We start from the raw sequence: 15,812 nt of genomic DNA, 5'->3' as shown, positions 1-15,812 counted from the left end.
TCATCTTGAATCTTCCGCTCATATTTTGGGTTTTTTGAAGGTTGAAACAACCAATCTTCGTTCAAAATTTCACCACCTTGAAAGGGCTACTCTCAAGTATTACCATAAACTGTAGAACCAAGAATTTAAAGAAAATTGTGACTAAAATTATTGCTATTTTCAATCAAGCTGGTGGAGTGATGAAAACCAGTCTGACGATGAACCTGGGATACCATCTGGCACAAAAGCATAAAGTTTTACTGGTAGATACTGACCCCCAGGCATCCCTGACAACTTTTATGGGACTTGAACCCCATGAACTTGAAGAAATCGTTGCTGACTCACTACTCACACCAGAGACTAAATTACCAATTCACCACAATTTACACGGTATGGATTTAGCCCCGGCTAATATTACCCTCAGTGCGGTAGAATTACAACTCTCTGCGGTTATGGCCAGGGAACTACGACTCAAACAAGCTTTAGAACCCATTTTAAATAACTACGATTTCATTTTGATTGATTGTCCTCCCTCTTTAGGTATCCTCAGTATTCTCGGACTCTGTGCTGCTACTCATGTTTTAGTGCCAGTTCAGACTCATTACAAAGCATTCAAGGGAACGGAGTTATTATTGGATAGCATCAAACAGGTGAAGAAACATATCAATCCGAAATTAGCGATCGCCGGATTTGTGCCAACCTTGTACGTAAACGCCAACCAAGACAAAGTGATTTTGGAGGCTTTGGAACAGCAGTTATCACCACTAGCTAAAGTTTATCCGAAGATACCCCGTGCCACAGCTTTTGCGGATGCAGTGATGAATAGTCAACCCTTAGCTGTATATGACCCCAAACATCCAGCGATCGCAGTTCTGAAAAAGATAGCATTGGGGATGGAGAAACTGTAATGGTCAAGAAACCTTTAGAACTCCCAAAAATGCGTGGTGTGGAAGATTTGTTGAGTATGGATGTGGAATCAGAATCACCAACTGCCACCGTTAATATTGATAAAATTCGTTTACCTGCTCAACAACCCCGACGGTATTTTGACCCGGAAAAACTCAGTCAATTGGTGCAGTCAGTTAAAGAACACGGGATTTTACAACCTTTATTAGTGCGTGCTGTTAATGGTGAATATGAGTTAGTCGCTGGTGAACGCCGACTCCGGGCGGCCAAAGAAGCGGGGTTAACGGAAGTACCGATTATCACCAAAGAATTATCTGACCATCAAACCCTGCAAATCGCTTTACTGGAAAACCTGCAACGGGAAGATTTAAACCCCATTGAAGAAACCGAGGGGATTTTAGAACTACTCTGTATGGAACTTGATGTAAATTCAGGTGAAGTTGTATCAATTCTTAACCAAGCAGCCAACGCCAAAAAACGGGGATTAGACCTGACGGAAAACGTTTCCCGTCAACTGGAAATTATTGAATCAGTGTTGTCGGGTGTTGGTAGATTCAGTGCTGAAAGTTTTCGGACCAGTCGTTTACCATTATTGAATTTACCCGATGATGTATTGGAAATATTGCGGCAGGGGAAAATAGAATACACCAAAGCTAGGGCGATCGCTAAACTCAAAGATGACGGTGAACGTAGGGAACTACTGGATAAAGTTATTAATGAAAATCTATCTTTAAGTGAGATTAAGCAGTTAGTAAAGGAATTAACCCCAGGGAAAATCACAGCCAAAGAAACATTGAATGCTAAATATTCCGAGATTGGTAAACGGTTGAAGAATGCTCAGGTGTGGGAAGATGTGAAAAAAACCAAAAAGCTAGAGAAATTGTTGAGTGATTTAGAACAATTGTTGGAATAGAAACCCAGAAATAATCAAAACAGGAGATGCACTATGGCGAGAAAGTCTCAGGATTTTAAAGATTTGATGAAACAAAAACAGAGTTCCCAAGATAAGCAGAAAAACCTGGAAGCACTGAGAAAGAAGATGGTAGAGGGGGATTTGGGGAATTGGCTGCAAATATACCGATAGAACCCAAGGGCGCTCCAAAAATGTCAGAAATTCTCCAACAGTTCGTTGCTCCGTATTTAGATAATGTAAGCACATTGAGAAGGCGTAAATCATTATTCAGTTTGGCTGCAATAGCATGGAACACTGCGTTGGCGACTGAATCAGAAAAACAACCAATACTTGAGGCTTTCTTAGAAAAACATTTGCCCACAGAAGATGCAGAAACTCAGCATCAGGTTAGACAAATGATTGATGAACTAATTACTAGGAAACATCAGCATTTCTCTGATAATAAGTATTTTATTCTGGACTTCCAAATTACAGAAACAGGACAAAGATATGATATTTCTGTGGCTTCAACTTTGTTGGAAAATCCTGAATAATTGCCAGGGTTAAACCTCCTGTATTCTATATACTATTTGGTATTTTTGTTCCATTCTCGCGTTTCACGTCATTGCCGAATTGCCAAAATATAGAGAATTAATAAGTTGTAAATTCCTCTATTGCCAATGATAGAGGCAATAGAGGAAAAATTTATTTTCATCACCACCGATAAAAATAAATAATGTTGTTTTCCCGGCGGCGGGAAAATCTAGCGAGAGTAGAAGGTGCGATAGCGAAGCGCTCCGCAGGAATCACTAAACTTGCTGTAGTTCCTGTACAAACTGAAGTCTTGACAATGGTTCTAATGGAGTAATCACGGGGGAGTAGTGACAGTAACAGATAACTACTAACTCAAACCCACCAGCAGGTAAATTGGGGATATATTCTTCAACCCTTGTTACTTCCCAATCCCCTACCCTGCTATGGGTACTTGCACCTGGAAATTGAGGGTCAATAAATTTTTCAACTGTGTGAAAATCTCTCAATCTGTACCCAGGCTGGGGAATTGTTTTTTTAGAACTGTCATAGTGTTCTGCAAGAATATCTGTACAAGCACCTGTGTGAGCTAATAGCATTTGCTCCCACTGTTGGGCGCTTGCGTCCTCAGCTTTGAAAATAATGTACTTACTCATCTTTGTTACCCTCTTGATAATTAGGAAACTGAGTATCACCCTCAAAAACACAGTCGAATTTAAGGACTTTAGATTTTGTCGTTTCTACTCGCAGTAGATTCCATCCATACTTATCTGCTATTTCACGGCATTTTTTAGGGTGGGTTACTGCGTGTTTTGAGATGTTTTCATCATTGGTCATTGGCGATGCCTTCGGCGAGCGGAGCTATCGCTCTAACTTGCCTTTTGTTTTTGCTGTTGTCTGTTAGAGATTGCGTCCTTGAGGACGGTTTCTACAAGATTGCTAACGCTCCTGTTTTCTTCCTCAGCCCAATCTTCTAACTGTGTTTTTAGTTCCGGTGGTAAATAAATGCTCACTTTAGGTTTTTTAGTAGCCACAATCATTCTGCTATAACCAGCGTCCTCTAACGTTAGTTATAACCTTTTGCGGTGACTTGCTCCTATAATGTTGACATTTGCCGTTACTTATAGTTACTATACCACTATAGCCAAGTTGATGTAAACCTCTTGCATTCCTTCAAATCCTTGTAATGTCTGAATAAAATATATGCTTATATTTAACGACATGAATCCACCTGAATCAACTTAAGTAATGCAGTTAATGATTTTAAAATTCAATAATTCAATCTCTAATTCTTGATAGCCTGTTTCCTCAACTGCTTGCAGCAGCGCTTCGCTATCAAAAGTTCTCAGAAAGCGAAACTCCTCAGTAGCGCCAATGACTATTTCCGCAGTTGTGTAGATAATACATCCATTATCAAGATGACCACCAATAGTTTGACAAGAGTGAATCGGCAATGGCGATATGGAGATGTAAGCCGTTATTTGCTATTGTCCCATTGAGAGAAAGAATCTCAAACTTATCGCTCAAAACTGTACTATGATCTTGATTAGCAAAGCGAATTGTTGCTTGTTTTAAGCTGCCGATGGCAGTCAATATAAACCCAGCTTGAATATTTTGCTGTATGCTAAAGTCCTTGAGACTTTGCTTTAAATCTTCATTGGGTTTAAGCCTAATTGCAAATAGTTTCGTCATTCCCAGTCTTGTTGAGATTCGTTAAATGTTCTAGGTGTCTTGTTTAAATTAAAATCAGCCGCCATTAAATCAATACCATCAATAATTTTACTAGGTTCGGCAATTCTCAAAGCCGTAAAACATTTGTCTCGATAATTGGGGTGATTTTGGAAAAAGGATAAGCTGTTACGCAGCTAAATTTAATATTTTGCAGCCTAGAGTCCTTGTAGTAAGGCTTTTAGGCAAAAAAAGCAAATGCGTAACAGCTTATCGCTTTTTTTAAAGGTTCAATTACAGGATAAGCTGATTCTGCCTTCTCAATAGCTGCTTGAGGAATGGGAGAATTGAGCCTTTGCATCGCCAAATCAATTAAATCTCTCGACTCTACCGAGGAATCATTCCATCTGTCAGAATTAGCTAAAAGTTTTTCCGCAAAACTGTCAATTTGATTTAAGCATGGGACAGGCGACCAACTGGGATAATCTGCCTCTCCCAATTCAATCCGTCCTTCCATAATTATCTCAAATTTAATCAGAGTTTCATCAACTACAATGGCAAATCTTACTCCATACTGGTCAGCTTTAATTTCTCCGGGGAGGTTGAGATTATTTTGAGTGTTGAAAAGGGCATGATATTGATTTTCAGCTATTTTTTGGCGCAGTAATCGGTAGCCAGTACCAGTGGAACAGAGAAAATCTATATCCTTGCTTAATCTATATTCCCCATGATTTAAACTAACCAGAGTCCCACCGCCAAAATACGCGCCACACTCTAATAAAAAATTAGCATTTAATTGATTAAGAACAATTAAAATTTTTTGATGAAATTCCCTTTCAAACATTTTTGCTCCTAACCATGAATGATAATATTGAGCTAATTGTTGCACAAATAAGGCTTCTGTATGGCTCAAGTCGCCTAAAACTCCCCGGTAATGCCACCCTCGTTCATATATTCTCAGCATTTCTAAAGGAGTAAGATTTTCTATATCTTCTCTTTGCCAACATAATTTTTCTAAAAACAGTAATTTTTCTGGAGTTTGAATTTGAGGTTTAATTAACATTGGGGGTATACTGGAGTTTAGTATTTTGAATCAGGGAATAGGAAGAAAATTGAAGAAGGAGTCAGGCTTCGCTTTGATAAATAATAATTATTTGTCATAAGTGTCAATTAAAGCAATATTGCAATTATACCCCATATATCTATTTATCAAAAACATTAATAAAATCCTAATAATAGGAAAGGATAGTAATTTATTGGTACATTTATCAACAAAAATGTTATTATATAATAATAGTGAAACACTGATATTAAGATTCAATAGCTATCATGGTATATCCAAAACATTGGAAACAATTAGCTAAATCCATCAAGGAAAAATCAGGTTGGCGTTGTCAAAAATGCGATCGCTCTCTACCCCCTGATAAAAACCCCCAACGTCGTACCCACCTACAAGTTCATCATTGGAATAGAAACCCATCAGACAATAGACTCGAAAATCTAATAGCTTTATGTCCAAAATTATGTAGAATCCACGTCGTAGAAACCTTGATGTGACTGATATTGATGAAAATCTTCTACAACGTAACCCATGATAACTCCCTTTTAACAAAACAGAAAACTTGACAAAATTTAACTTGTATTTTTGATTCAGTACCGTATAAACAGAGCAAGGTTGTTAACATCACTGTATTGAAGAGTCTTGCATAATCACAGCAAAAACGTGGTTGAGATGACAGTAAAAATTGCCTATCAACTTGACAAATGGCTACAATCGAAGTGGCAAAGAGGTACACGATTCTACACCTTAACCCTTTGCCAAAACATATTTGGAGAATGGATGATCACCAAAACTTGGGGCAGTGCTGTCCATCGAGGATTTGGCAAATCAAAAGATTTAGATTGCCCTAATTATCAAGCCGCTTTAATAACTTATTACAAGCTGCAAGAACGAAGAGAAAAGCGCGGATATAAAATAGTTGACTCTGATTCAAGAAATTGATGAATCCTCATTATCTTCCATTTTCGATTTAGCTATTCGCCACTTTTGTAATTCATAGCCTGATAAACATTTATCATTGCAGACTCGAACCATAATTTCTCCTTGTTGTATGGGTAAATATTTTTTCGGAACATCTTGACAGAAACCACTCTCAATAGCCTGACGATACCAACATTCAAACTCATCTTCTTCAGGAGTCATCGCTGTTTGAGAAACATTAGGTTCAGCTTCATCACGAATCATTGCCAACAAGCAAGCACCAGGACTCTCAATGTGATTATGGCTTCTATACTGTTTGAAAGCGGATATTGCCAATTTCACTTTCTCTGGCTCATGTTTAGCTATTTCCTGTTTTAATCTAACGCCGATTTTAATGCCCATTTCGGTAATTAAATGAGTAATCTCTAAAGATGGATTCTGGAGTTCACCATGATCTGACTTTTGGGCAACCGAGTTGAAAGAAACAACTTTTGGGGATGATTCAGGTATAGTCAACTGCTTAATTTGTGTTCGTAAGCGTTCACATTCCGACTTCAACTCAAAAATTTCAGCAACATGACCTCTCAAATTCTGATTCTGTCGCTTTAATTCTCTATTTTCAGCCTCCAATTCTCGAATTCGTTGCTTGAATACTTCAGAAAGGGTTTTTAGACTATGAGGTCCAGGTTGTTTTTCCGCCAATGAGTTGAGTTGCTGTGTTTTTTGCGACTGTAAATCATGAATGTATTCCGTTAATTCTGTCCATTTGTAGAGGTAAGAAATGGAACAGCCAGCAACTTGAGCAATGTTAGGAAAAGTCAAAGGTTTACCACTTTTTTGAATCTCTTCAATAGCACGAAATACTTGTTCACGTTTGAGTTCTTTTCGCTGTTGTTGGGCTGCCCGCAGGATAGCAGTCTGTTTTTCACGTAATGGTTGCTTCGTCATTAGCAACTTTCCTCAAATCTGATAGCCATTTATCCATTGCTTCTAGGGTAGCCTGAGATTCTTCATAGGCTAGGGCAGCCCCGGCTTGTTTAGCTGACTCCATGCGTTTGTGTTCTCCAGCATATTGCCGTTCATAAAGAGGTAATTTGCTGGTACTGGGGCGGAAACTACTACAGCCGTAACATTTGGGATAGAGGTTGTAGATACAGTTGGTTTTAGGGTCAAGGGTGCAATAACCATAGACCGTCAGACGCGGTGAAATTTCCAGGTCAAGTTCGTGGGCTTGAGGGTTTTTAAGAAGGCTTTCAGGTAAACTTTGCCAAGGGAGAAAGCGGTTTTGGGAATTGAGTAGTAGTTTCTGAAAAGGTAAATCTACTGCCGCTACTTGCTCCTTAGTAGGAGGCGCATAGTGTTGAAATGTGGTTTCACTATTGAGGTGGTCAGCATAGAGTTGAGCAGCTTCCATTCCATGTTTAGCCCTCACTTCCTGGAGGCGACTAGAACGGGTAATCTTACCTGTAAAGTAGGGTCTAATACCATTGCTATCCCGAATGTCTTCGCGCTCTATTAACAGACGAATCAGGCGAACCATTGGGTTTTGCGCTGCTGTTACATGAGGGGGTTTGGGCATTGGTTTAAGACTAGGAAAAGATGGGTAAGAACTCTGTTTAATACTTCTAAAATGACAAAACAGATAGGGGTAATCCTTGCCCAAGGTTTTTCTCATCCATTGCTGTTGTTGTTCAATGATTTGTCTAATTTCACGAGAGGCAGGGAGTCTGTGCCATCGTTCTACCTTATGCTGATAAAACTTGATATACCATTGACCATTTTCTTCAACTAAACAATCAAAAGTCATCTGACAAATATCTGCGGGACGAGCAGCTGTATATTCTTGGATTAAATAATGACGAGCAAGAGGAGCAGGAATTTGGTCGAGATGCTGTTTAATCTGTTGACGGGTGATTTCATCCAACCAATCCACGTCCTGAACTGTTTGTTTAGGAATATCTCGCTGACGAACTAAGTTTTGGGATTCTAATCCTAAAAAATCACAAAAATCTTTGAGGATATATAGCTTTTCTCTAATAGTCCGATTACAATTTGTTTGGTTGAGGTCGAGAAACTTAAAGATTAGTTCTCGGCGAATTTCAGAGAGATTTTGGATATGATTCTGCTGCAAAATTTGACCGAACTGACGCAAAGCTACTAGAGAATTTATCGGTGTGGCAATGGCAGAATACTTACCTGATTTGAGTAAGGAATATAGATATTCCTTGACTTTGACACGAAACCATTCTGGTTTAATTGACTTAAAGTTGAGGATTTTCAAGGGTGAGTTTTTGACAAAATGACGAAAATCCCAAACATCATCATCAAAACAGAAGTTCAATAAGGTTTCTTGTTGTTGACACCCAACCCAACTATTATAACTTGTGGCGTGAGGATTAAAGTTAATGTGGCAGAAGTAACAGCGACAATTACTCTGTCTGCTGTTGGCTTGAAAGCTTTCATAAATCCACCCTTTCTGTCCATTTGGTCCTATTTGCTGGCAGAGGGGATTAGGACAAACTAAATGGGAACGATAACTATGAATCTGAGGTAGAACTTGACAACAAAGGAGGGTCTTTTGGGAACAATGATTACATCCTAGCCTGAGTTGACAACTATGTCCATTAGTATAATTAAATTTGCTGATTTGACCTTGATTACACTGAGGACAGATAAATTCTCCAGCATACTTTTCTGCCCAATTTACTGATAGAGTTCCTTGAAGAGTTAGATGAGTGGAAATGGGTAAGTGTTTAACTGTACCAGTTAGGTAAGTTGTCTGATGACAAAAATCACATGACAATTTTAGTTTGCAAACAGCCCCTTTCGAGTAATAAAAGTTGGTGATTTGACCTTGATTACATTGAGGACAGATAAATTCTCCAGCATAATCTGTCTGCCAATTAACTGATAAAGTTCCGTTAAGGGTTTGGTGTATTGAGATATTTGGATGTTGAGGAAGTTGACAAGTTAGTTGGGTTATTTTAGCGCATGATTGACATTTGACTCTCAGTTTAGAAATGGCTTTTTGATTGTTATAAAAGCTGGTGATTTTTTCTTGATTACATTGAGGACAAATAAATTCGCCAGCATAATCTGTCTGCCAATTGACTTGTAAAGTTCCGTGAAGAGTTTGATGAATTGATATGGGTGGAGACTGTCTAATTTGACAGGAAAGGGGAGTGGATGTGTGGCAGAGTTCACAGCCTAATTGAATTTGACAAAGTGTTTTTTTGTCGGAAAAGAAATGGCTTAACTGTCCGCGATGACAATGGGGACAATTAAATTCGCCAACATAATCTGTCTGCCAATTGACTAATAAATTTCTGTGAAGGGTTTGGTGGATTGAAATTGGTAAATGCTTGCGTTTACCCATGATTTTTCTGGTGTTGAATATGTTGTAATTCTGACAAGCCCTGAAAACGATTTTTGATGAAAACTAATAAGTTATTAATCTCTGTTACTCGTCTTGCTTGTCCGTTGTTTTCAGCTTGAATCAGGTCTTGCTGTAAGCGGTTTAAGTCAGCCTCTAATTGGGATTTATCTTCGAGGGTTACGCGATGATGAGAACAACTAAGACAGGCATAGCGATGTTGACAATCTCCTAACATGGTGGGACGATGACATTCTCCTAGAGGGGTACTAACTTTGAGGAGATTTGCTAATTTTTCATACCTGGTTTTTCTGGGTTTAAAAGCTGTAATTTGACCATACATATCTACATAACCTTTGAGATTAGCTTCTTTTTCTAATCTGGTTAGTGAACGCTGGCGATAATGAGGTAGCATATCTAAGGAACCGTGACCTAGTACGGCGGCGATATATTCATCTTCTACTTCACAATGAGCCATAATGCTGGCTTTGGTGCGGCGAAACATATGGCTAGTGAGTTTAAATCTGTTGCCATATTTATCTTTTAAGTTTGCTACTTCTCGAAATTTAGTTAGCCAGTTACTAATTTTTAATCTGGTAATTGTTTGGGGTTGATAGCACAGTGTTGTTTCAGATTCTCTATCAGCCCAAGGAATACTTTTTTGGGGACTATAAACGTTACAAAATAGTTTATCGAATTCACTATCTCTACCAAATTGGGTATCCAGAAATCTCTGCTGTTCTTGAACTAATTCAGCTACTTGAGGATGAATCTGAACAAACCGCCAGTGTTTGAGTTTTTCAAACCAACGTAGTAAAAACCATTTTTCGCTTTCTTGTTTGAGGCTATGGCGTGGCATGGTGAGAATTTCTCCAATGCGGCAACCTAATGCTAATTGTAACCGAAAAAGTCTTTCAATTGTCGGGGGGAATAAGTCAAGTTTTTCGTAGATTTGGTAAAGAACTTCTTCTGGTATTGTCTCGATTGTGGGTGTTTTTTGGGAAATTCTGATGGGGGTGAAGGCGATTTCTAGCCACTTTTCTTCTCGCCACAGATTGAGAGCATAGTTAATTGTATTCTGACGATTATTACTGTTAATTTCGCTGATAAATTGATGGAGGATTGATTCTGTTAAAAATTGGGGCTGGGTATATCCATTGTTATATAAAAAATGCGCTAAGTGGTTTAAACAACCTAGTCGTTGAATAATACGACCCAGGGAATATCTCTCTCGAATGCTGGCTCTAATTGTTAGTTGAGTCAGTTGTTTTAACCAAGGCAGTGAAATTTTGTGGAAGTAGAGATGATAATGTCCATTAATTCGGCATTCTTCTTGACTATAACCCAATTCTATTAGTGACCAAATATCTTGATTCATGAGTGGGTCATTCATCCACTCTTTTCCTAGTTCGGAGTTTTTAATTCGCTCTTGTAATGTCTTTGGAGCAAATGCTGGTGCCATTAGTTTTCTTCTTCTTCTCTTAGGTATTGGTTTAGGGTCATTTCATCAAGAACATGACTGTAAATGTCTTTGGTTGTGGCGATTGAACGATGTCCTAAAAGCTGTTGTACATATTGGTCAAGATAATTATCTTGCAACATTCTGGTAGCGAAGGTATGGCGAAATAGGTGGGGATGTGCTTTAATTCCTGTTCGTTTGTGGAGTTGGTCAAATAATTTATTTAGGCGAACTAAAGACATTGCTTGTCCTTCCCATTTCCCTGATAAATTGACGAATAACATTCCATGTCCCAAGGTTTCGGCTCTATGTGGATATTCTTCTAATAGGTAGGCATGAAAGGTCTCTTGAATGGCTGACCGTTGGTGTAGAATGGGGATTTCTCTTTCTCTTCCTTTTGCCATTGCACTATTAGGGTTGTCTTCTCTGCGGACAATGCGAATGCGTCCAGTGATATCTAAATCTTTTACGTCTTCTAGGTGTAATCCTAATAGTTCTCCTCTTCTTACTCCTGTTGAACGCAACAGCATGATAATTAATCTGTCTCGATAAGTTGTACAGGCGTTGGCTAAGGTGGCAATTTCTTCGTCTAGTAGACATCCACTAAATTGTTTCGGTTCTTTTATTTTGATGCGTTTGCTTTTTTGTGGATTGTTTTTGGCAATGCCTTTGAGAAAGCCTCCTCTTCTTCCCCAATGATGTGCTAGTTTTGTGAAGTGTTTTTCTTCTATTCTGCCTTCAATTGTGTGATAGGTATAGAATTCTTGGATGGCGGTGACTGCTTGATTGACGGTGCGAGGACTTCTTTTGGCAACTATTTCTCTGACTTTTTCTGAGATGGCTTCTACTTGACTACCTAGCAAGTACCAATTCACAAAATCGGCTAATTCATTTAACCCAATTTCAGACCAATTGAGAGATTTGGATTCTAGCCAGCGCCAAAAGTCTACTAGTCGATAGGCGTATGTACTTATTGTGTTAGGTGCTAATTGTCGTTTTCTACAGTAGTTCAAAAACCTTTGGATTGCCTCTATCGGTAAGCAGGTTTTTTGGTCGAAGACACAGCTAAATCTTTCTTCTGTGTCAGGGGATATCGCCCATTCTACTTTGACCATTTTCTCCGTTGTGGAAATTAATTTGTTTCTACCCTAACGCAAAAATTAGGTCTGTTGTTGTTGTTTTTTCTATGTTGTGGAGGTGGTTGTTGTTGTCTATATAACCAAAATGTCATCTTAGTTATCATCGCGGTGGTAAGGGTAATGTTTCTATTGGCCAATTGTCGTTGTTTGATTTGTCGGGGTTTGAGAATCATTAAATTTTCTTGGGGGAAATTTTGAGTGGTTTGCTTGCAGCATTGAGTATTGTTGCATTTACAAGCATCCCAACTCTACTTATTTTTAAACCTACTGATAGTTAAGGATTACCAAGGAAATCGCGCTTACCTAGTTCTACACCACAATGTCTAAGAATGTTATAAGCAGTAGTGACATGAAAATAAACTTCACAAGAAGAAACCTGTAGGCTAGGAAAAACCTGACAAAATTGTTAAATTAGTTGTGAGAATATAGGTAGTAAGAACATATCTTCCCATAAGTAATGGCTGACTCTACCGATATCGGTGAAATAAATTCTGTCTCTTTATCCTTGACTGCTCCTGTACCCCTAACTGAACACCCCGCCGCTGTTTACCTTGCTTCTTTGGGTGCGGGTTCTCGGCGGACTATGGAACAAGCCCTGAATGCGATCGCCAAAATCCTCACGGGTAATATTTGCGATGCGCTGACTCTGGACTGGTCTAAACTCCGCTACAAACACACCGCTGCTGTGAGGGTGATTTTGATGGAAAAATATGCCCCGGCAACTGCCAACAAAATGCTTAGTGCTTTACGTCGGGTACTCAAAGAAACTGTGCGTTTGGAACTGATGGATGCCAACGATTTCGCTAGGGCTGTTGATATTCCCTGTATTAAATCTGGGAGGGAACTCAAGGGTCGGTGTCTATCAGAGGGTGAAATTGATGCCCTAATGCAAGTATGTTTTGCTGATCCAACTCCCATTGGTTATAGAGATGCGGCATTAATAGCAATTCTTAGAGGTGCAGGTTTACGTCGGGGGGAAGTTGTGAATTTAAACTTGAGTGATTTTAAGGCTGGTAGTCTCAAAATCCTCAGTGGTAAGGGTAGTAAAGACCGCACTGTTTATTTACCAGATGGGGCGGTGACGGTGGTGAAAGATTGGTTAAAAGTGAGGGGACCAGAAGCGGGGGCATTATTTTGTCATATTAATAAGGCAGGTGTGGTTACTCTACGACAACTTTCTTCTCAGGCAGTATTATTGATTTTGGAGAAAAGAGGTAAAGAAGCTGGGGTTAGTGAATTTTCACCCCATGATTTCCGCAGAACTTTTATTTCTGATTTATTAGATTCTGGTGTTGATATTGTGACTGTACAGAAATTAGTAGGTCATGCCACCACTGACCAAACTGCTAGATATGACCGTCGGGGTGAAGAAACCAAACGACAAGCGGTACAATTTATTAGTGTTCCTAGACGGAAGTGATAATATTTTATTAGTAGTTAGTTTTTAGAAGTAAAAAAAATGGCTAAAGGGTTTGGTGTAAAGCCAGAAAAACAATTAGGATACATCTTACAGTTAATGCCAGAAGTCAAAGCTTATGCTGTGAGATTCAATTATAATGACTTTCATGAAAAAACTGGAGAGGAATTTATTGGGGTAACAAGTATGCTTCATGAGGCTCAAGTCTGGAAGAAAAAGGAGCAAGCTAAACAGTCAATTGAAAAATATTCTGACTTTCTACTGGAAAAGGTAGAAGCTGGTTCACAAGTGCGCGTAGATATTAAACAACTTAAACGTTCCAGTGACGGTAAACTCATTGATGAGTTAGTTGAATCATTATTCATAGTTACAGACAACTCTTAAATGAAGATATTATCCCCTACTGTCTCACCGGATAATACAACCCATCACTAACCTGAAATTTCCACCCTAAACTACTAGGATCTCGATTCCTGGACCAACTGATAAATTCTTTCTCACTCTTGGTTTCCCATTCTGTAATTAAACTGTGCTGTGTTACCCCCAACCGTTGCGCTAAGTTCTCAGGAGCAAAAGATTTTATTTCTACTGCTTGTTGTTGATACTGATATGGATATCCTGAATACCTTTGTCTAGAGTTGCCACCGCTATATCTGCCAGAAGCGATTGCTTTTTCAATCTTTTCTAACTGTTTACCAAGGACTTCCAGTTTAGTGGCCACCTGTTGATCTTGTTCACAAAGGTGCGTTTCCAGTTCCCCCAGCTTCTCCTCCACCTGCTGTAATTCGTTAGTTATTTCTAGTTTTACACTGCTATCGAACTGCGCTATCAATTCCTGTAATCCTTGCATTAAGGGTGTTGTATGACCGTCACGGTGGATTTTGGCTAGTTGCCGTACTACCGGAATTAGTACATTAGGCACGCGGATCATTTCACTGGGTGGGGTCTTGTTATTCATGGCGATATCAGTTTTGATATCAATTATAGTCTGAAGTTTCCTCTAAGAATTTTAGGGAGCGATATTGTCGATGTGAAATTTTGTTGCGGACTAAGTAAGTGAACAGAAAAATTTAAAGGTATATGTAACGTTGTCCAAAACCTGTTCCCTTGTCATAACGACAATTTTTAACGCCAACCTACTTAATTGAAAATATGCTTGTGTAACCGACACGATATTTGCGGCAGGCAGAGATGGACACCAAGAGAAGTAGTTCGCCACCTGGGCAGTTAAAAAATATGCTAAAATATAATCGGTGGAAGTCTTATGACAAAGAAAAAATATGCAAATTTCTATTGTTTTACCCGATGCTATAGCTCATTATCTGACAGAACAATGGGGTGATTTAGATACTAGAATCATGGAAATGATTGCAGTTGAGGCTTATCGTCAAGGTTTAATTAGTGTAGGTAAATTAAGAGAATTATTAGGTATGAAAACCCGTTTAGAGGTAGATACTTTTTTGCAATCTCAAGGCATTTATCTAGCTTATAATGAAATGGATTTAGAGCAAGATCACCAAACACATCAACAATTACAAGAATCAGGTATTTTGTAGAAAAATGTTAGTTATATCTGATACTTCTCCAATTTGTTATCTAGTGTTAATTGGTGAAATTGACATACTTGCTCAACTTTATCATCAAGTGCTAATTCCGCAGATAGTTCAGGAAGAATTGTCGCATAAAAAATCACCAAATTTAGTTCAGAATTGGATTAATGATCCTCCTCGTTGGTTAATTATTAAAAATATTGATATTTCTGGGAGTCCAGATTTAGAAGTTTTAGATCCAGGAGAAACAGCAGCTATTCTTTTAGCGAAAAAAGAAAATGCCAATTTAATTATTATTGATGATGGACTAGGAAGAAAAATTGCCAGCAATCGCGGTTTAAAAGTGACTGGTTTGCTGGGCGTTTTAGAGCAAGCAGCATCTCAAAATTTAATTGACTTACCTGATGTTATTAGTCGTTTACAAAAAACAAGTTTTCGAGCTTCATCATCATTGCTAAATTCTTTATTGAAACGTCAAACATAAAAATTGTGCAGCTTCAGGAGTATCTTTGTATAAGCATTCAAAACGAACAAAATTGTGCTTTTGTGCAAGTTGGTACAAAGTAGTTTGAGTTTCGGGAAAATCATAAGTAGATATATGATTTTCCATGATTGACATATCTTGAGACGAGAGTGCAGTCCAGTTTTGACGCATATTTTCTAAGTAGCGATTAACAAAGTGTTCTTTGTCTTCCTCTTCTTTGCAAACTATGTCAATCAAAACAAATATACCGTTGGTTTTCAGAAGATGAGATACTTGCTCAATGACTTTATCTTTTTGTGCCAAACTTAGATGATGTAAAACAAAGGAAGTCATAACTACATCAAAGCTTTGGTTTCGGTTTTTAGCTAGTTCCTCAACAACTTTCGATATGTCGTCTTCAATAAAAGTTTGTTCACAGTTAATTTGTGCCATG

The 15,812-nt window shown here is 38.5% G+C and carries 20 protein-coding genes and 2 pseudogenes; 10 read left to right on the top strand and 12 right to left on the bottom strand.

The window, feature by feature from the left end; translation table 11 throughout:
• The first annotated feature begins 137 nt into the window (after positions 1-137).
• Genes AA650_RS25625 through AA650_RS25615 form a run of 4 tightly spaced genes read left to right on the top strand, consistent with a single transcriptional unit; the run spans position 138 to position 2,331 of the window.
• A complete protein-coding gene (locus tag AA650_RS25625) occupies positions 138-887 on the top strand; it encodes a ParA family protein (protein ID WP_081424406.1) in 750 nt (249 codons plus the stop codon).
• Positions 887-1,798, top strand: coding sequence for a ParB/RepB/Spo0J family partition protein (locus AA650_RS25620; RefSeq protein ID WP_053541458.1), 912 nt, complete (start codon positions 887-889; stop codon positions 1,796-1,798). Before AA650_RS25625 ends, AA650_RS25620 begins: the two co-directional genes overlap by 1 nt.
• Before the next feature lie 33 nt (positions 1,799-1,831).
• Entirely contained in the window at positions 1,832-1,969 is a 138-nt protein-coding gene (locus tag AA650_RS28490) for a hypothetical protein (RefSeq protein ID WP_199924473.1), read from the top strand.
• A 20-nt stretch (positions 1,970-1,989) separates the two neighbouring features.
• A complete protein-coding gene (locus tag AA650_RS25615; protein WP_053541457.1) occupies positions 1,990-2,331 on the top strand; it encodes a hypothetical protein in 342 nt (113 codons plus the stop codon).
• A gap of 255 nt (positions 2,332-2,586) precedes the next feature.
• Here the strand turns inward: AA650_RS25615 and AA650_RS25610 are convergent, their stop codons facing one another.
• The 5 genes and pseudogenes from AA650_RS25610 to AA650_RS25595 all read right to left on the bottom strand — a co-directional run bounded on the left by AA650_RS25610 (position 2,587) and on the right by AA650_RS25595 (position 5,039).
• Positions 2,587-2,964, bottom strand: a complete 378-nt coding sequence (locus AA650_RS25610) for a hypothetical protein (protein ID WP_053541456.1) — start codon at positions 2,962-2,964, stop codon at positions 2,587-2,589.
• Positions 2,957-3,145 (bottom strand): hypothetical protein, encoded by a 189-nt coding sequence (locus AA650_RS25605; RefSeq protein WP_053541455.1) that lies wholly within the window; start codon positions 3,143-3,145, stop codon positions 2,957-2,959. The genes AA650_RS25610 and AA650_RS25605 overlap by 8 nt, the downstream gene beginning before the upstream one ends.
• Before the next feature lie 32 nt (positions 3,146-3,177).
• Positions 3,178-3,342 carry a ribbon-helix-helix domain-containing protein gene (locus tag AA650_RS27405; protein WP_371723627.1) on the bottom strand — a complete coding sequence of 55 codons (165 nt, stop codon included), beginning with the start codon at positions 3,340-3,342 and terminating at the stop codon, positions 3,178-3,180.
• 207 nt (positions 3,343-3,549) lie between these two features.
• Positions 3,550-4,000, bottom strand: a pseudogene (locus AA650_RS25600) (PPC domain-containing DNA-binding protein).
• A 217-nt stretch (positions 4,001-4,217) separates the two neighbouring features.
• Positions 4,218-5,039 carry a nucleotidyl transferase AbiEii/AbiGii toxin family protein gene (locus AA650_RS25595; RefSeq protein WP_242032301.1) on the bottom strand — a complete coding sequence of 274 codons (822 nt, stop codon included), beginning with the start codon at positions 5,037-5,039 and terminating at the stop codon, positions 4,218-4,220.
• 266 nt (positions 5,040-5,305) lie between these two features.
• On the opposite strand from AA650_RS25595, the gene AA650_RS25590 reads away from it, so the two are divergent.
• The gene (locus AA650_RS25590; RefSeq protein ID WP_053541454.1) at positions 5,306-5,533 is read left to right on the top strand and encodes an HNH endonuclease; all 228 of its coding nucleotides are present in this window, start codon (positions 5,306-5,308) and stop codon (positions 5,531-5,533) included.
• Between the two features lie 175 nt (positions 5,534-5,708).
• Positions 5,709-5,978 carry a WGR domain-containing protein gene (locus AA650_RS25585; RefSeq protein WP_053541453.1) on the top strand — a complete coding sequence of 90 codons (270 nt, stop codon included), beginning with the start codon at positions 5,709-5,711 and terminating at the stop codon, positions 5,976-5,978.
• Here AA650_RS25585 and AA650_RS25580 read toward each other — a convergent pair.
• The 5 genes and pseudogenes from AA650_RS25580 to AA650_RS27395 form a co-directional block, all read right to left on the bottom strand.
• Positions 5,967-6,905, bottom strand: coding sequence for a DUF6262 family protein (locus AA650_RS25580; protein ID WP_053541452.1), 939 nt, complete (start codon positions 6,903-6,905; stop codon positions 5,967-5,969). The genes AA650_RS25585 and AA650_RS25580 overlap by 12 nt on opposite strands.
• Positions 6,883-9,333 carry an integrase gene (locus AA650_RS25575; protein ID WP_053541451.1) on the bottom strand — a complete coding sequence of 817 codons (2,451 nt, stop codon included), beginning with the start codon at positions 9,331-9,333 and terminating at the stop codon, positions 6,883-6,885. The genes AA650_RS25580 and AA650_RS25575 overlap by 23 nt, the downstream gene beginning before the upstream one ends.
• Positions 9,326-10,792: a tyrosine-type recombinase/integrase gene (locus AA650_RS25570; protein WP_053541450.1), complete on the bottom strand. Its 1,467-nt coding sequence runs from the start codon at positions 10,790-10,792 to the stop codon at positions 9,326-9,328. The genes AA650_RS25575 and AA650_RS25570 overlap by 8 nt, the downstream gene beginning before the upstream one ends.
• Entirely contained in the window at positions 10,792-11,904 is a 1,113-nt protein-coding gene (locus AA650_RS25565; protein ID WP_053541449.1) for a tyrosine-type recombinase/integrase, read from the bottom strand. The genes AA650_RS25570 and AA650_RS25565 overlap by 1 nt, the downstream gene beginning before the upstream one ends.
• 298 nt (positions 11,905-12,202) lie before the next feature.
• Positions 12,203-12,292 (bottom strand): annotated as a pseudogene (locus tag AA650_RS27395) (DUF1993 family protein); the annotation flags it as partial.
• Between the two features lie 93 nt (positions 12,293-12,385).
• Between AA650_RS27395 and AA650_RS25560 the strand changes: the two are divergent.
• Positions 12,386-13,348 (top strand): tyrosine-type recombinase/integrase, encoded by a 963-nt coding sequence (locus AA650_RS25560; RefSeq protein WP_053541448.1) that lies wholly within the window; start codon positions 12,386-12,388, stop codon positions 13,346-13,348.
• Positions 13,349-13,387: 39 nt separating this feature from the next.
• A complete protein-coding gene (locus tag AA650_RS25555) occupies positions 13,388-13,729 on the top strand; it encodes a hypothetical protein (RefSeq protein WP_053541447.1) in 342 nt (113 codons plus the stop codon).
• Positions 13,730-13,745: 16 nt separating this feature from the next.
• Here the strand turns inward: AA650_RS25555 and AA650_RS25550 are convergent, their stop codons facing one another.
• Positions 13,746-14,303 carry a hypothetical protein gene (locus tag AA650_RS25550; protein ID WP_053541446.1) on the bottom strand — a complete coding sequence of 186 codons (558 nt, stop codon included), beginning with the start codon at positions 14,301-14,303 and terminating at the stop codon, positions 13,746-13,748.
• Positions 14,304-14,625: 322 nt separating this feature from the next.
• On the opposite strand from AA650_RS25550, the gene AA650_RS25545 reads away from it, so the two are divergent.
• Both AA650_RS25545 and AA650_RS25540 read left to right on the top strand, forming a co-directional pair.
• Positions 14,626-14,901, top strand: a complete 276-nt coding sequence (locus AA650_RS25545) for a UPF0175 family protein (protein WP_053541445.1) — start codon at positions 14,626-14,628, stop codon at positions 14,899-14,901.
• 4 nt (positions 14,902-14,905) lie between these two features.
• Positions 14,906-15,379 (top strand): DUF3368 domain-containing protein, encoded by a 474-nt coding sequence (locus AA650_RS25540; protein ID WP_053541444.1) that lies wholly within the window; start codon positions 14,906-14,908, stop codon positions 15,377-15,379.
• Here AA650_RS25540 and AA650_RS25535 read toward each other — a convergent pair.
• Complete coding sequence (locus AA650_RS25535) at positions 15,359-15,811, bottom strand: class I SAM-dependent methyltransferase (protein WP_053541443.1); 453 nt, start codon at positions 15,809-15,811, stop codon at positions 15,359-15,361. The two genes, AA650_RS25540 and AA650_RS25535, sit on opposite strands and share 21 nt — an antisense overlap.
• Position 15,812 lies beyond the last annotated feature (1 nt).

Source organism: Anabaena sp. WA102, from assembly GCF_001277295.1.
GTDB classification, from domain to species: domain Bacteria; phylum Cyanobacteriota; class Cyanobacteriia; order Cyanobacteriales; family Nostocaceae; genus Dolichospermum; species Dolichospermum heterosporum.
Note: the sequence above shows the minus strand (reverse complement) of the source record. Positions and strands in the feature narration are given on the sequence as shown.

Bases quoted from the DNA above. Each gene is read 5' to 3' on its own strand.
- AA650_RS25620 (WP_053541458.1), top strand. From the start codon at position 887: ATGGTCAAGAAACCTTTAGAACTCCCAAAAATGCGTGGTGTGGAAGAT.
- AA650_RS28490 (WP_199924473.1), top strand. From the start codon at position 1,832: ATGGCGAGAAAGTCTCAGGATTTTAAAGATTTGATGAAACAAAAACAG.
- AA650_RS25615 (WP_053541457.1), top strand. From the start codon at position 1,990: ATGTCAGAAATTCTCCAACAGTTCGTTGCTCCGTATTTAGATAATGTA.
- AA650_RS25610 (WP_053541456.1), bottom strand. From the start codon at position 2,964: ATGAGTAAGTACATTATTTTCAAAGCTGAGGACGCAAGCGCCCAACAG.
- AA650_RS25605 (WP_053541455.1), bottom strand. From the start codon at position 3,145: ATGACCAATGATGAAAACATCTCAAAACACGCAGTAACCCACCCTAAA.
- AA650_RS25595 (WP_242032301.1), bottom strand. From the start codon at position 5,039: ATGTTAATTAAACCTCAAATTCAAACTCCAGAAAAATTACTGTTTTTA.
- AA650_RS25590 (WP_053541454.1), top strand. From the start codon at position 5,306: ATGGTATATCCAAAACATTGGAAACAATTAGCTAAATCCATCAAGGAA.
- AA650_RS25585 (WP_053541453.1), top strand. From the start codon at position 5,709: ATGACAGTAAAAATTGCCTATCAACTTGACAAATGGCTACAATCGAAG.
- AA650_RS25580 (WP_053541452.1), bottom strand. From the start codon at position 6,905: ATGACGAAGCAACCATTACGTGAAAAACAGACTGCTATCCTGCGGGCA.
- AA650_RS25575 (WP_053541451.1), bottom strand. From the start codon at position 9,333: ATGGGTAAACGCAAGCATTTACCAATTTCAATCCACCAAACCCTTCAC.
- AA650_RS25570 (WP_053541450.1), bottom strand. From the start codon at position 10,792: ATGGCACCAGCATTTGCTCCAAAGACATTACAAGAGCGAATTAAAAAC.
- AA650_RS25565 (WP_053541449.1), bottom strand. From the start codon at position 11,904: ATGGTCAAAGTAGAATGGGCGATATCCCCTGACACAGAAGAAAGATTT.
- AA650_RS25560 (WP_053541448.1), top strand. From the start codon at position 12,386: ATGGCTGACTCTACCGATATCGGTGAAATAAATTCTGTCTCTTTATCC.
- AA650_RS25555 (WP_053541447.1), top strand. From the start codon at position 13,388: ATGGCTAAAGGGTTTGGTGTAAAGCCAGAAAAACAATTAGGATACATC.
- AA650_RS25550 (WP_053541446.1), bottom strand. From the start codon at position 14,303: ATGAATAACAAGACCCCACCCAGTGAAATGATCCGCGTGCCTAATGTA.
- AA650_RS25545 (WP_053541445.1), top strand. From the start codon at position 14,626: ATGCAAATTTCTATTGTTTTACCCGATGCTATAGCTCATTATCTGACA.
- AA650_RS25540 (WP_053541444.1), top strand. From the start codon at position 14,906: ATGTTAGTTATATCTGATACTTCTCCAATTTGTTATCTAGTGTTAATT.
- AA650_RS25535 (WP_053541443.1), bottom strand. From the start codon at position 15,811: ATGGCACAAATTAACTGTGAACAAACTTTTATTGAAGACGACATATCG.